This is a genomic window from Leucobacter coleopterorum (assembly GCF_011382985.1).
Lineage (GTDB): Bacteria > Actinomycetota > Actinomycetes > Actinomycetales > Microbacteriaceae > Leucobacter > Leucobacter coleopterorum.
This window is the reverse complement of the sequence record NZ_CP049933.1, coordinates 19,236-32,897: the sequence shown is the minus strand read 5'-3', so window position 1 is coordinate 32,897 and position 13,662 is coordinate 19,236. Positions and strand designations below refer to the sequence as shown.

Genomic DNA, 13,662 nt, shown 5'->3' with positions numbered 1-13,662 from the left:
CGAGAGTGTGAATCACAATGACGAGACGGCACACACGTATCGCGACCGAGATCGGTGAGTTGACGCTGGTCGCTGATGGCGACTATCTCGTCGGACTGTACTTTCCCGGGCACTGGTACTTGCCTCCGGCTGATTCTTACGGTCCGTTTGTTGGTGCTACCGTCGACCCAATCTTCAAACAGGCCGAGCGCGAGCTCAGCGAGTATTTTGCGGGGGATCGCACACAGTTTGACGTTCCGGTGCAAACAAGCGGTGACGAGCTCTCTGAGCAGGTCTGGGAGAGGCTGCGCGCGATCCCGTATGGAAAAACGGTCACTTACGGCCAGATAGCCACCGAGCTCGGCAACAGACACCTCGCGCAGCGGGTCGGCCAGGCGGTCGGGCACAATCCGGTGAGCATCATTGTGCCGTGCCACCGTGTTGTGGGCTCAAACGGGTCGCTGACGGGGTTTGCCGGGGACTCGAGCGTAAGCAGCGGCTGCTCGAGGTTGAAGAGCCGCCCGAAGCCGCGGCCTCGCGATTGTTTTAGGGGTCAGGATCATGGCCGCACTCTTTGGTGACGAACTGTTCGACAGGCCCGTGGTTGACCTGCCGAACGGTGCGTATCACGTGCCTGGTTGGCTGACGCTTGAACAGCAGCGGTGGATTGTGGATCGCTTTCGCGAGTGGACGAACGGGCCAGTGCCTCTTCGCGCTGCCAAGGTGCGCGGCCACGAGATGAGCGTGAAGACTGTGTGTCTCGGGTGGCACTGGCGGCCCTACGAGTACACGCGGGAGGCCGTGGACGTGAACGGCAACAGGGTGCTCGAGTTTCCTGACTGGATGGTCTCAGTCGGGCGAAGGGCGCTCGTTGCGGCAACGGGGGATTCGCGTGCCGGCGATAAGTACACGCCTGATACGGCGCTGGTGAACTTCTACGACGAAGTGGCGCGCATGGGGATGCACCAGGACAAGGATGAGCGCTCGCGGGCGCCGGTCGTCTCGCTGTCGATAGGGGACACCTGCAAGTTCCGCTTTGGCAACACGGAAACGCGCAATCGGCCATATCAGGATCTCGACCTCGCCTCCGGCGATCTGTTCGTGTTCGGGGAGCCTCGCGGCTCGCTTACCACGGGGTGCAGAAGGTCTACCCCGGGACTGCACCTGCCGGTTGCGGGCTGGAGCGTGGGCGCATCAACATCACGATGCGGGTGACTGGTCTGGAGGGTGATGCTGCGTTCGATTTGCCACTGAGTCGTGACGCAGATATAGTTGTTCAGTCGGAGCCGCTAGCGGTTTCGAAGATTGACAAGGGTCCTTAACTCAGTTGGTAGAGTGCCTGCTTTGCAAGCAGGATGTCGGGAGTTCGATTCTCCCAGGATCCACAGTTAGCGAGACCCCCTCTCAGTTGAGAAATCAAGGAGAGGGGGTCTTGTTTATTTCTGTCGGGCGAGGCCCATGGCTTCGCCCTTGATGTCTGTGCACAGCGGTAACATTCAAGCAACGCCATCCACTCGAGCCCGCTCACTCCTGTACTAGGAACCCCCATGCACTTCACGAAGCGACCTAACACGCAGCGACCGCATCCGGCGATCCTTCGCCCGGATCGGGCACCGTTCCTACCGACCCTCGGTGCGGTCGTGTGCGCCTGGCTTGCGCTCACGCCGTCGCTGCTCCCGCGAGCCGCTCTGCTTCAAGGTGCATTGTGTGCGGTTGCGGCTCTTCTGGGGTACGCGGTGGGAGCGCTCAGCGGATGGGTGCTGCGTGGCTTCGGTGCCCACCTCTCAGGTGCAGCGCGTCGTTACGCCTGGTTTGCCCTGCTCGTTGCGGCCGGCGCAGGCACCGTGGTGATGTTGGTGCTTACGCACGGTTGGCAGCAGGCACTGCGATCCCAGGTCGGCCTGGAGGCCAGCACCGACAACGCCTTCACATTCGGCGTTGTAGCACTGCTCGTTGCTTGCGCGCTCTACGCAGTGACGCTTGTGATTGCCCGCTCGATTCGGTGGCTGGGTCGCTGGCTACGAGGCAAAATCGAGCGTGCGATTCCAGTGAGGATCGCCGCACTCGTGACGGCACTGGCGTTGATGGCTGGCGGCCTGTGGGTGGGGCGCGAACTCGTAGTCGGCCGGGTTGCCGCCGCACTCGATCGAACGTATCTTGCGGTGAACGACGAATTTAGCACTGACCTGCCATCGCCCACTCTCGCGGAGGTATCGGGAGGACCGGGATCGTCTGAGACCTGGGAGAGTCTTGGGCGGCAGGGCCGAATCTTTATTGCAAACACACCGACGCAAAAAGCGATCGCTCAGTTTGCTGCGGAGGGTAGCGGCGAGGCTTTAGAAGGCACGGGAAGCAACGCCAGCCAGCCCGTCCGGGTGTATATCGGCTCTGGGCCAAACGCCGACGACGATCTCGAAGCACAGGCGCAGCGCGCGGTCGCAGAACTCAAGCGCACCGGAGGCTTTGAACGCGCGGTGCTGAACGTCGCGACCGGCACGGGTCGCGGCTGGGTGAACGAGAATCAGGCGCGTGGGCTTGAGTACCTGTGGGCAGGCGACACGGCAACGGTGAGCATCCAGTACTCGTACCTGCCCAGTTGGATGTCGTATCTCGTCGACGAGTATCGTGCGCGTGAGGCTGGGCGGATCCTGTTCGATGCGGTCTACGCTGCGTGGAGCAAACTGCCCGAGACCGAACGCCCGAAACTGGTGGTGAGTGGTGAGAGCCTCGGATCTTTCGGCAGTGAAGGTGCGTTTTCAGGCGCACAGGATCTTGCCGCCCGCACCGACGGAGCACTTTGGGTTGGGCCCACGGCCAACAACGTTCTGTGGCAGCAGTTCACCCGGGATCGCGAAGCGGGGTCGCCCGTATATCTTCCGGTGGTGGGTGACGGTGTAACCGTGCGGTTCTCAAGTAACGGGGAGGACTGGAGCGGCGCGGGAACCTGGCGGGCCCCGCGCGTCGGCTATCTGCAGCATGCCAACGATCCGGTGACCTGGCTCGATTTTGGCATCATGTTTCAGCGCCCCGAGTGGCTGGCTGAAGATGCAGAGCGTGGGCCCGGGGTGCTGAATCAGATGGTGTGGATCCCGGTGATTACAACGCTGCAGCTCGCGGTGGATCAGCTCGCGTCAGGAATCCCAGCGGGCCAGGGGCACGAGTTCGGACAGGCACCGGCCCGAGCGTGGGCAGCGATCCTGCCCCCCGCCCATTGGGAGGCAAGAGACACCAACCGCCTCGTTGCTGAGTTGGCCACGCTGCAGCAGCAAGATCTCGGCTCGTCCTCGTCAGAGTAGGGAAAACCCGAAAGCGCTCTACGGGTTTCAGGGTGCCGGGCCGGGCAGCAGCGGCCTAACGTAGAAGTATGACGAACTCAGTGGCTCAACCCGCAGCAGAGTCCGGGCAGCTCGCAGCGCCCCCGCGACCACCACTCCGCATTGCACTCACGATCCTGCACCTCGGTGCACTTGGCCTTGTCGGCTGGATCGTCTTTACCATTCTTATCACGCTGTTTTCAGTGGGACTGGGCATGGTGGTTGTGCTTGGTGTCGGTCTGATCCTTCTGGCGGCGATGGTCTACGCGCTGTACGGCACCGCCTGGTACGAGTTCGCTCGAGTCTCTGGGCTCTACCGCCTTGATCTCCCTGACCTGCGGCTCCGCCCGCAAACACAGCAGGGATTTGGTGGGTATCTGCGTTGGCTTGCCAGGCAGTCGGTTGATGGCCCAATGTGGCGCGGGGTCGGCAGCTTCTTTTTCGCCACATTCATGGGCACTGTGGTGCTTGGTTTCTTCCAGGTAGCTGTGGAGCTGTTCTTCTCGGCGGCCGGGTTGAACGTCGCTGGTATGCCTTTCAAGCAGGGCCTCCTCAGCAAATCAGATTCCCTCTTCTCGCCTATCGCGTCGATCATCATTGCCACGCTTTGCCTGGCCGCGGTCGTCGGTATCGCTCTGCTCCATCGTGTTGTCACGGTGGCTATCGTGCGTGCCGGATCCCGAGCGGCCCGACTCACACAGCAGGCACAAACATCAGCAAGGCAAAGAGAGGGTGCCGTGCGGGCCGCTGACCTCGAGCGCACCCGCATTGAGCGGGATCTGCACGACGGGGTCCAGCCCAGACTCGTGTCAGTCGGCATGACGCTGGGGCTCGCGCAGCAGAAGATTGACAACGATCCTGAGAGCGCAAAAGAGCTCATCTCGGAGGCACACACCTCGACCAAGGCGGCGATCACCGAACTGCGGCAGCTGGCTCGAGGCATCCACGCTTCCGTGCTCGACGACCGCGGCCTCGACGCGGCGCTCTCGGCACTCGCCGGCCGATCACACATTCCCGTCGTGCTTGATGTGCGACTGCAGGGACGCTGTAGCCGCGAGGCCGAGACGGCAGTCTACTTCGCCATCGCCGAGTCACTCACAAACGCCGCGAAACACTCGCGTGCGAGCGAGTGCAGAGTTGTGGTCCGTCTGCGCGACGACAACACACTCTGGGCGCGCGTCGAAGACAACGGCGCTGGTGGCGCCCGGATCCTGCCTGGCGGTGGACTCGATGGCATCTCAAACCGTGTGCTTGCCGCGGGAGGCACTATCCGACTCGACAGCCCGCAGGGCGGGCCAACATCGCTGGAGGTGAGCGTACCGTGCGCATCCTAATTTGTGAGGACTCCGTGCTGCTGCGTGAGGGACTCGTTCGCCTCCTTGAGCACGGCGGGCACGAGGTGGTCGCGGCGTTGCCCGACACTGAGCGTGTGCTCGAATCCGTTATCAGTGAGTCACCTGACCTGTGCATTCTTGACGTGCGATTGCCGCCCACGTTCACCGACGAGGGCATTCGTATGGCTCTGGATCTGCGCGGGCGTTACCCAGAGTTGCCGCTGCTGGTGCTGTCACAGTATGTCGAGGAGCGCTACGCAAGCGATCTGATCGCCGCAAAGGGTGGCGCGTTCGGATACCTGCTGAAGGATCGTGTCGCCGACGTCACAGAGTTTGTCGAGTCGCTTGAGCGCATTGCCGGGGAGCTACCGTGCTTGATCCTGAAGTGGTGGCGCAGTTGCTCACACGCCGTGGCCGCGACGCTCAGATGGAGTCGCTCACCCCGCGTGAACGAACCGTGCTTGCGGCTATTGCCGAGGGTCGCTCCAACCAGGCGATTGCCGCGCTGCTGTTCCTCTCAGAGGCGAGCGTTGAGAAGCACATCACTGCGATCTTCCAGAAGCTTGGTCTTGAAGCCGACGAGTCCGGCAACCGCCGTGTGCTCGCAGCTATCGCACACATCGAAAATGCCGGGGAACCCCCGGCACGACACAGACGGGAACCACACGATGAGCACCACACCCACACCCACACCCACACCCACACCCACGGAGACCCCTTCGCGCGCTTCGCGGCCCATCATGATCACAACGGCGGTCGTTGGTGGGTTTGCCCTGCTCACGGTCGGGTCATCGGCAGCGATTGCCGCCCTCAGCACGGGCGCGAGCGACGACGGCTCCCTTTACACCTCGAACGCCACGGTCGACACCTGGATCACCGGCATCGACATTGACGCCAACGCTGCCAATTTCACCCTCGCCTACGGTGACGTGGGTGAAGCCACACTTGAGGCGAAGGGTCCGCGAGCTAGTAAGTGGAGGCTGTATACCGAGGGGAATGACCTGAAAATCGAGAGCCCGCGCGGGTTCTTCTCAGCTTGCATGCTTGGATGCGCCCGGGGTGGAGACACGGTGACGCTGACTCTGCCAAAAGAGCTTGAAGAAAGAGCTCTTGACCTAGATGCCTCGCTCGGTGCCGGAAAGCTGAGCGCAGACGGTCGTTTCGGTGACTTTGATCTCGACATGAGCGCTGGCAAGGTGGTGTTCTCGGGAGCGGCGCGATCACTGGACGTAGAAATGAGTGCTGGTGCTTTTAGCGGCTCCGTTTCCGGGGTACGCGAGGCGAGCTTCAATGTCTCCGCTGGCTCTGCGAAGGCTGAGCTTTCAGGAGACGCACCGCGCGAGGTTGACGTAGAAGTGAGTGCCGGATCGGTCGACCTGAGTCTCCCCGACGTGGCCTATCGGGTCGACACAGACGTCTCGGCAGGCAGCGTCAACAACAAACTACGCACTAACCCCACCTCCAAGCACCTGATCTCGGTGGAAACCAGTGCAGGATCGGTGACGCTCCGCCCCGGCAACTAGCCGCACCCATAGACTGAGCACATGATGGCGTGGCGCGGCGATGTACTCGGGGAAGGCTTCGAGTGCACAGACTTGGATCTCGGATCTGACGACGAAGGTCCGCTCGTCGCGACGCTTGTGCGGTCACTTCCGCAGCCACGCGGGTTCTTTGCCAGGTTGTTCAAACACGAACGCCTGCTCGAGGATGTTGACGTACTTTACGTGCACGGCTGGTCCGATTACTTCTTTCAGCGTCACCTCGCCGAATTTTGGACCAGCCGTGGTGCGAGGTTTTACGCGCTTGATCTGCGTAAATACGGTCGCAGTCTGCGCGAGGGTCAGACCCCGGGCTACATCGAAAATCTGAATGACTACAGCGTTGAGATCGAGCTCGCGATCAATGTCATGCGTGAGGCTCAGGATCAGGCCCAGCCACCAAGAAGGCTTGTGCTCTTCGGGCACTCGACCGGTGGTCTGGTGCTCAGCCTCTGGGCTGGAGCGCACCCGGGCCGCGCAGACGCCCTGATTTTGAACAGTCCGTGGCTCGAGTTTCAACTCTCGAGCGCGGGTCGCCAGGTCATCATGCCGTTGATCAGTCTCCGTGCGAAGTCGCGGCCGCACGAGGTGGCTCCACAGCTTGATTACGGGTTTTATACCCGGGCGCAGCACCAGGTCGGCCCGCAGGACGAGCTGTCCGTTATCAACACCGTCTGGCGGCCGGAGCGCACTCACGCGGTTCTGACGGGGTGGATGCGCGCGATCCTCGCCGGTCATGCCCAAGTGACCCACGGGCTGCAGATCGAAGCGCCTATTGCCGTGCTAATGTCGGCTCGATTTGCGCTGCCAGTGCGGTGGAGTGAGGAACTCACCAGGGCGGATACCGTTCTTGATGTTGAAGAAGTCGCGAAGGCCGCACTGAAGCTCGGCTCGTCGGTGACCATCGAGCGAATCGATGGTGCGCTGCACGACGTGTTTCTCTCGGCTGAGGAGCCTCGCAGAGAGGCGTACGCGCGTCTTGAGCGCTGGGTAGAGGGGTGGCGTGCAGCAGATCTTGTGGCGCGACGCTGGGAGCCGTAACGGTTACGACAAGATAAGCTCTGAGCATGGATCTTAGAGTGGCTGCATACGCAGTGGTGGAGCGGCGGGGCAAGATCCTGCTCACCCACTGGCGACGTGGTCACCTGCACGGTTGGACGTTGCCGGGTGGTGGGCTTGAAAGCGGCGAGGATCCGCGCGACGCAGTTGTGCGCGAGGTGCTTGAAGAGACGGGTCTCGAGGCTCGGGTCGGCAAACTTATTGGGGTCGACTCGCGTGTGATGGTGCGCGAAGAAGTGCCGGCTGACAAAGACCCTGAACTGCACACGATCAGAATTGTTTACCGTGCGACCGTTAAGGATGGCCCGCTGCAGCACGAGATTGGCGGCTCTTCAGACGAGGCCCGCTGGGTGCCGATCAAAGAGATTCGTTCGCTGCGCACGCTTTCACTTGTGCAGACGGGTCTGCGTATGGCTGGCATCGGCCGTCGACCGGGCCAGCAGAGCGGCAAGTCGGGCAAGTCCCGCAAATAACAGCGGTGTCCGAGCTTCGGCTCGGACACCGCTGCAAGCTCAGTGACTACTCGCCCTCGGGTGCGACCCAGAGTTCGTCGTCAGTGCGGAACGCCTGCCACAGTGCGTAGCCCACGCCAACGGCGGCAGCGATCCCGAACCCAATAGCGATAACGCCACCCGCGCGACGCTTTTTCTTTGCGGGCTGCAGGAAGCCGGTGCGCTCACCGAAGCCACGTACCTGACGTGAAGCCTCGACCTGTTCAAGCTGATCGAGTTTCTGGATGGTTGATGCCAGAGCGCTCGCGACGAGCGGTGTCGCAGTGCGACGTACCGTCTTCACTGCGCGGCGTGCAGACTCAACACCCCGGTCTATAGTGGGCCTTGCGGCCTCGAGCGCCACGTCAACACGAGGTGCGACGTGTTCATCGCTCAGCTTTCGCGCCTGACGACTTGCCTCGTGCAAGACCTCTCCAGCGTGGCTGAGTACAACGCGCTGGTGATCGAGCAGTTCCTGTGCTTCTCCGCGCAGACGGCGGAGTTCGCGACGGCGCTTACGTGAGAGTTTCATACGGGTCCTCCTACCTCAGCAAGACTGTGACCTCCGGTGAAGTCGCTTGCCCCGCCTCCACGCTACACCGTAGCGGGGTGGATTGTTGAGAGCACAGTGTCTCGACTCTGAGATTCTCAGCAGCCCCAATGTCAGCGGTCACATCTACACTAGAGTCCATGACACTTCACAGCTCTGTAGCCACCATCCATACCAATCACGGCGATATCGTCATCAATCTGTTTGGCGACCACGCGCCGAAGACTGTTAAGAACTTCACTGATCTTGCTGAAAAGGGCTTCTACGATGGAGTTATCTTCCACCGCATCATCCCTAACTTCATGATTCAGGGCGGCGATCCCACCGGCACCGGCACCGGTGGCCCCGGCTACACCTTTGACGACGAGATCCACCCCGAGCTCGTCTTTGACAAGCCCTACCAGCTTGCTATGGCTAACGCAGGTAAGCGCCCCGACCTCACAGGCCGCCTTGCAGGCACCAACGGTTCGCAGTTTTTCATCACGACGATCGCTCCCGACTGGCTGAACGGCAAGCACTCCATCTTCGGTGAGGTCGCAAACGACGAGTCTAAGGCTGTCGTTGACGCCATCTCGGCAGTGCAAACCGCCGCGGGCGATCGCCCCCTCGAAGACGTCGTCATCACCGGCGTCGACATCGTCAAGGCCTAGTTCCAGTGGCGGCGAACGGATCGACCCCGGCCTTCGGCGAGCGTGCCTCGTACGGGCCGAACGACGTCTGCTATCGCCACCCGGGTGTGCACAGCTTCACGCTGTGTCAGCGCTGCGGCCGCACGATCTGTCCCGAGTGCCAGATTGCCTCTCCCGTTGGAGTGCTGTGCCCGGAGTGTGTGAAGCAGACGCAGCCGGGTGTGGCGCAGCGCTCTTCACGTAAGGTGCGAGTGGCGGGGCGCAGGATCGCTGCGCTTGATACGCCAGTGACCTACGGCATCATGGCGCTCTGTGCACTGGTGTTTATTGTGCAATCGCTGAGCCACTATTTTGGTGCGGACGAGGTCACCCTTGCGCTGTGGTACGCACCGCTGTATTCACTGCCGGGTGACATCGGCCCGGGGTTTGAACCCTGGCGCATGTTCACGGTCATGTTTACGCACTCAACCGGAACACTGCTCCACATCCTCTTCAACATGTTGGCGCTGTGGATGTTTGGTCGAAATCTTGAACAGATGATCGGTCACATGCAGTTTCTGGTGCTGTATCTGTTTGCGGGTATTGGTGGTTCGCTGGGCTCGATGTTCTGGGCCTACGTCGATCCGAGCACCCTGACCACGCCGACAGTTGGTGCCTCGGGCGCGATCTTTGGTGTGCTCGGTGCGACTCTCGTCGCCTACAAGGCCGCAAACGTGAACATCACCTCGCTTGCAGTGCTCATCGCGATCAACATCGGGATCGGTTTTTTGCCCGGTGTCGGTGTTGCTTGGCAGGCACACCTCGGTGGCATGCTTGTCGGGGCGCTCACCATGTGGCTGATGTTGGGTGTGCGGGGTCCACGTAAAAAGACACAGAGGATCTTGACGCTCACGTCGCTTGGCGTGATTCTCGTGGCACTCGCCTGTTCGTACCTTGTTGTATTACCAAACGTCTTTGGCTAGCGAAGGTTTGCAGCAACAACTGAGGCCCCGGCATTCGCCGGGGCCTCAGTTAGTTATCCACAGGGTTTTCCCCACCTGGGGAGGAATTACACCGGTGTGATTAAGGTGTGTTTTCGGGCGGAAATACTTACTTCCACCACGGAGTCATGAGGAAGCCGATCAGCACAAAGCCGAAGCCGACGAAGATATTTGCCTGGCCGAGTGCGGGCACCGGCAGCTGCAGTGTTGCACTCGTAACGTAGAAGAGCACGATCCAGATGAGACCGAGGAGCATAAACCCGAACATCACTGGCTTGAACCAAACGGGGTTCGGAGCGTTCTTTCGAGCCGCTGCTGCCTCCTCGCGACTCAGCGAAACTTCCGCTGCCTTGCGCTTGCTTACCTCTTTACGTGCTGCTGACATGGCTATGAGTCTACCTGGATAAAGCAGGGACTCAGCGAACGCAACTTAGAATGTTCTCATGGTCGATAGTCGTGAGAGGCCGCGTAAGCGCCGCCGAGCTCGCTTGAGTCCCCTCACAGTCATCGGGGAACTCCTGCTGCTCGGTGGGCTTGGTGTGCTCGGATACATTGTTTGGCAACCCTGGCACACCGGTGTTACGGTCACGGCAAAACAGGAGCAACTCTCAGCAAAGGACTCAGCCGGTTGGGACAAAAAAGCTGAAGAAGCCGAGCAGATTCCTTGGGATGGCATCGTTCCCGTCACAGCGACTCCGGCGCCGGGTGAGGTCTTTGCCGTTTTGCATGCACCCGCCTTTGGAACCACCTACGCCAATCGAATTGCAGAGACCACCGATTGGTGGACGGTGTTGAACCTTGATGAAAAGGGCATTGGCCGCTACGAAGATACGCAGATGCCCGGAGAGCCTGGCAACTTTGCGCTCGCGGGGCACCGCTCAGGTCCGCTCATAAATTCTTTCCGAGAGGTGATGAATCTGCGGGTCGGTGATCCTCTGTTTATTGAGACCGCGGACGGTTGGTACACCTATCGCTTCCGCGACATTGAATATGTGCTTCCCACCGAGACCGATGTCTTGAACCGCTTCCCGAGGCTCCAGGGTGAGCCCGGCAAAGATCAGATTATGACGTTTACTACCTGTCACCCCAAACTTGCGGGCAGCGATGAGCGCGCGATCGCGTATTCGGTGTTTGAGACCTATCAGCCCCGCAGTGAGGGCCCACCGGCCGAACTTAAGAAATTGAATCCGACAATGAAGGGCACCCAGGCCCCGAGAGGAGACTCGGAATAGTGTTCTCGATTATCTGGCGGTTCTTTCCTGGCCCTGCCTGGTTGCGCGTTATCGTGCTGCTACTTGTGCTTGCCGCGCTCGTCTACGCACTCATCACCTACGTATACCCGTGGGTGACCCTGCAGTTCCCACCCGAGGATGTGACGGTGAACTCATGACAAACATTCTTGTCATCGACAACTACGACAGCTTTGTATATACCCTCAATGGGTACCTGCAGCAGCTCGGCGCAACAACGCGAGTGATTCGCAATGACGAGCTGACCGCCGGTGAGCTCGAGCGCCTTGTCGCTGAGTTTGATGGTGTGCTGATCTCACCTGGACCTGGTACCCCTACCGATGCCGGTCTGTCGATCGCGATGGTTGGCGTAGCGCTGCGCACTGGTGTGCCCCTGCTCGGTGTCTGTCTTGGGCACCAGGCCATCGCCGAGGCCCTCGGGGTGTGGTCACCCACGCGGAAGAGTTGATGCACGGCAAGGTCTCTCGGGTGCGTCACACCGGCGACTCGTTTTTCGACGGAGTGCCCCCGAGTTCAATGCCACCCGCTACCACTCCCTCGCGGTTGTGCGCGATACTGTGCCGGAGTCACTTACCGTTACCGCCGAGACGGCAAATGGCATCGTTATGGCGCTGCGGCACCGAGAGCTGCCCATCTTCGGTGTGCAATACCACCCCGAGTCTGTGCTTACTGAGGGCGGTTATCAGCAACTAGGCAACTGGCTAAAGTCCGCTGGTCACACAAACGCAGCGGAGATCGCTGCGTCACTTTCTCCGCTGCTCGCGAAAGATGCTTAACCCGCGCAGTAGGTGATTTCGAGCTTAGAGCCCTGTGGTTGGGTTCCCACAATCGTCTGATTGAGGATCGGGTAGCCCTCCTGAGCCACACAACCGGTCTCGGCCGAAGAGCTCGCCTTAGAGTTGAGCTCAAGGCCGAGTCCTGTCAGCTGCATCCGAGCCGCTTCAAGGGGCTGGCCCGTCACATCGGGCACAGAAACTTTACCGCTAGACACGGTAATCTCTACGCTCTCTCCCGAGGTGAGGGAGGTTCCCTCTTCGGGCGATACCGAGAGCACACGGCCCTCAGCCTCGACCGGGCTATCGGCGGTCGTCACAATGCCAACTTTGAGACCCAGAGCCTTTAACGCCGCCGTGTACTCGTCCTTGTTCATGTGACCGATCTTGGGAACCTTCGCCGTCTTAGGGCCCGACGAAACATAGACCGTGACCTGATCGCCCGGTTCCAGAACGCTCTTTGCCTCTGGGTCGGTTGAGATGACCTTGCCCGCTTCAATATCTTCGCTCGTCTGTTCCACCTTAAGAGTGACAAGATCAAGCTTCTGCAGGGCGGCAAGTGCCACGTCGCTGTCCTTGTTGACGAGCGACGGTACAACACGTGACGTGTCCGGCTGAAACTGCTGCGGAACCAGCGTGACAAGCCAGAACACCACAGCGATAATTACGGCACCAATGGTAAGGATCGCGGCCCAGGTCCACATGACGGGTGGCCGACTTTGGGTTCGAGCCGCTCCGCCGCTCTCGGCGAGCTGGCGCAGCGCCAGATCAGATTCTGAGACTTCTTCACCACCCGAGAACAACAGAGTCTCAGACTGCGTCGGAACCGAGAGCTTTGGCATTTTGCCGCTTGCCGCGGTACGAAGTGCATCACGGAATTCGGACGCCGACTGGAAACGCTTAGTGCGATCCTTCGCGAGCCCATATAGCACGACACGATCGAGTTCTGCGGGCACCTCAGGGTTGCGCTCGCTCGGCGGGGTCGGCCGCTCGCTGACGTGCTGGTAAGCGACTGCAACGGCTGAATCGCCGCGGAAAGGCACGTCTCCCGTGAGGAGTTCGTAAAGCAGTACCGCGGTCGAGTACAGGTCGGTGCGCGCATCGATGGACTCACCCTTCGCCTGTTCGGGCGAGAAGTAAGCGGCGGTGCCGAGGATCGCGGTCGTCTGCTGCAGAGTCGAAGAAGTCTCTGAAACGGCTCGCGCGATCCCGAAGTCCATCACCTTCACCTGGCCACTCTTCGTGACCATGATGTTGGCTGGTTTAATGTCGCGGTGCACAATTCCGGCGCGGTGAGAGTACTCAAGTGCGGTCAGCACAGCGTCAACGACCCGGCAGGCCTCAGTTTGCGAAAGGTTGCCGTCGGTGAGGATCTCGCGAAGGTTTTGCCCCTCGACGTATTCCATGACAATAAACGGCAGCCGCTTCGGGCCGCTCGCCGTCTGGATGAGGTCGTCACCAGCATCAAACACACGCACGACGGTCGGGTGAGCCATGCGCGATGCCGACTGCGCCTCCTGGCGGAACCGTGAACGGAACTGCTCATCGCCCGCCAGATCGGCCTTCATCACCTTGATCGCAACTGAACGGCCAAGCTTGGTGTCTGTGCCACGGTAGACGGTGGCCATGCCACCCTGCCCGATGAACTCCCCAATCGCATAGCGACCGGCGAGCACACGCTGTTCGCCGCCGTCAGCCGTTTCGGGCATGATCACCTCTTCCGTGCTCATAGATCGTCTCCAAGTGTAGGGGTGGTTGCTTTGAA

The 13,662-nt window shown here is 60.8% G+C and carries 13 protein-coding genes, 1 tRNA gene and 3 pseudogenes; 14 read left to right on the top strand and 3 right to left on the bottom strand.

Annotated elements, in window-relative coordinates:
* Positions 1-17: 17 nt before the first annotated feature.
* The 9 genes and pseudogenes from G7066_RS00175 to G7066_RS00135 all read left to right on the top strand — a co-directional run bounded on the left by G7066_RS00175 (position 18) and on the right by G7066_RS00135 (position 7,697).
* On the top strand, positions 18-560 hold the full coding sequence (locus G7066_RS00175; protein WP_341873817.1) for a methylated-DNA--[protein]-cysteine S-methyltransferase: 543 nt from the start codon (positions 18-20) through the stop codon (positions 558-560).
* Positions 541-1,301: pseudogene (locus G7066_RS00170) on the top strand (alpha-ketoglutarate-dependent dioxygenase AlkB family protein). The gene G7066_RS00175 and the pseudogene G7066_RS00170 overlap by 20 nt, the downstream one beginning before the upstream one ends.
* A tRNA-Ala gene (locus G7066_RS00165) sits at positions 1,292-1,364 on the top strand. Before G7066_RS00170 ends, G7066_RS00165 begins: the two are co-directional and overlap by 10 nt.
* A gap of 162 nt (positions 1,365-1,526) precedes the next feature.
* The gene (locus G7066_RS00160) at positions 1,527-3,275 is read left to right on the top strand and encodes an alpha/beta hydrolase (RefSeq protein ID WP_166328140.1); all 1,749 of its coding nucleotides are present in this window, start codon (positions 1,527-1,529) and stop codon (positions 3,273-3,275) included.
* Between the two features lie 68 nt (positions 3,276-3,343).
* The gene (locus G7066_RS00155; protein ID WP_166328138.1) at positions 3,344-4,627 is read left to right on the top strand and encodes a sensor histidine kinase; all 1,284 of its coding nucleotides are present in this window, start codon (positions 3,344-3,346) and stop codon (positions 4,625-4,627) included.
* Positions 4,615-5,267, top strand: a pseudogene (locus tag G7066_RS00150) (response regulator); the annotation flags it as partial. The gene G7066_RS00155 and the pseudogene G7066_RS00150, both read left to right, overlap by 13 nt.
* 100 nt (positions 5,268-5,367) lie before the next feature.
* Positions 5,368-6,150, top strand: coding sequence for a DUF4097 family beta strand repeat-containing protein (locus tag G7066_RS00145; protein ID WP_244303097.1), 783 nt, complete (start codon positions 5,368-5,370; stop codon positions 6,148-6,150).
* Between the two features lie 21 nt (positions 6,151-6,171).
* Complete coding sequence (locus G7066_RS00140) at positions 6,172-7,206, top strand: alpha/beta hydrolase (protein ID WP_166328134.1); 1,035 nt, start codon at positions 6,172-6,174, stop codon at positions 7,204-7,206.
* 26 nt (positions 7,207-7,232) lie between these two features.
* Entirely contained in the window at positions 7,233-7,697 is a 465-nt protein-coding gene (locus G7066_RS00135) for an NUDIX hydrolase (RefSeq protein ID WP_205881474.1), read from the top strand.
* 46 nt (positions 7,698-7,743) lie between these two features.
* Here the strand turns inward: G7066_RS00135 and G7066_RS00130 are convergent, their stop codons facing one another.
* Positions 7,744-8,247 carry a DNA/RNA helicase gene (locus G7066_RS00130; protein WP_166328130.1) on the bottom strand — a complete coding sequence of 168 codons (504 nt, stop codon included), beginning with the start codon at positions 8,245-8,247 and terminating at the stop codon, positions 7,744-7,746.
* A gap of 158 nt (positions 8,248-8,405) precedes the next feature.
* On the opposite strand from G7066_RS00130, the gene G7066_RS00125 reads away from it, so the two are divergent.
* Both G7066_RS00125 and G7066_RS00120 read left to right on the top strand, forming a co-directional pair.
* Positions 8,406-8,915, top strand: coding sequence for a peptidylprolyl isomerase (locus tag G7066_RS00125; RefSeq protein ID WP_166328128.1), 510 nt, complete (start codon positions 8,406-8,408; stop codon positions 8,913-8,915).
* 5 nt (positions 8,916-8,920) lie between these two features.
* Positions 8,921-9,856 carry a rhomboid family intramembrane serine protease gene (locus G7066_RS00120; RefSeq protein ID WP_166328126.1) on the top strand — a complete coding sequence of 312 codons (936 nt, stop codon included), beginning with the start codon at positions 8,921-8,923 and terminating at the stop codon, positions 9,854-9,856.
* Between the two features lie 127 nt (positions 9,857-9,983).
* Here G7066_RS00120 and G7066_RS00115 read toward each other — a convergent pair whose 3' ends face one another.
* Complete coding sequence (locus G7066_RS00115; RefSeq protein ID WP_166328124.1) at positions 9,984-10,259, bottom strand: cell division protein CrgA; 276 nt, start codon at positions 10,257-10,259, stop codon at positions 9,984-9,986.
* 58 nt (positions 10,260-10,317) lie between these two features.
* Between G7066_RS00115 and G7066_RS00110 the strand changes: the two genes are divergently transcribed.
* The 3 genes and pseudogenes from G7066_RS00110 (at position 10,318) to G7066_RS00100 (ending at position 11,900) form a co-directional block, all read left to right on the top strand.
* Positions 10,318-11,106 carry a class E sortase gene (locus G7066_RS00110; protein ID WP_166328122.1) on the top strand — a complete coding sequence of 263 codons (789 nt, stop codon included), beginning with the start codon at positions 10,318-10,320 and terminating at the stop codon, positions 11,104-11,106.
* Positions 11,106-11,264, top strand: a complete 159-nt coding sequence (locus G7066_RS00105) for a hypothetical protein (protein ID WP_166328120.1) — start codon at positions 11,106-11,108, stop codon at positions 11,262-11,264. The genes G7066_RS00110 and G7066_RS00105 overlap by 1 nt, the downstream gene beginning before the upstream one ends.
* Positions 11,261-11,900: pseudogene (locus G7066_RS00100) on the top strand (anthranilate synthase component II). Before G7066_RS00105 ends, G7066_RS00100 begins: the two are co-directional and overlap by 4 nt.
* Here G7066_RS00100 and pknB read toward each other — a convergent pair.
* The gene (gene pknB, locus G7066_RS00095) at positions 11,897-13,627 is read right to left on the bottom strand and encodes a Stk1 family PASTA domain-containing Ser/Thr kinase (RefSeq protein ID WP_166328118.1); all 1,731 of its coding nucleotides are present in this window, start codon (positions 13,625-13,627) and stop codon (positions 11,897-11,899) included. The pseudogene G7066_RS00100 and the gene pknB overlap by 4 nt on opposite strands.
* Positions 13,628-13,662 lie beyond the last annotated feature (35 nt).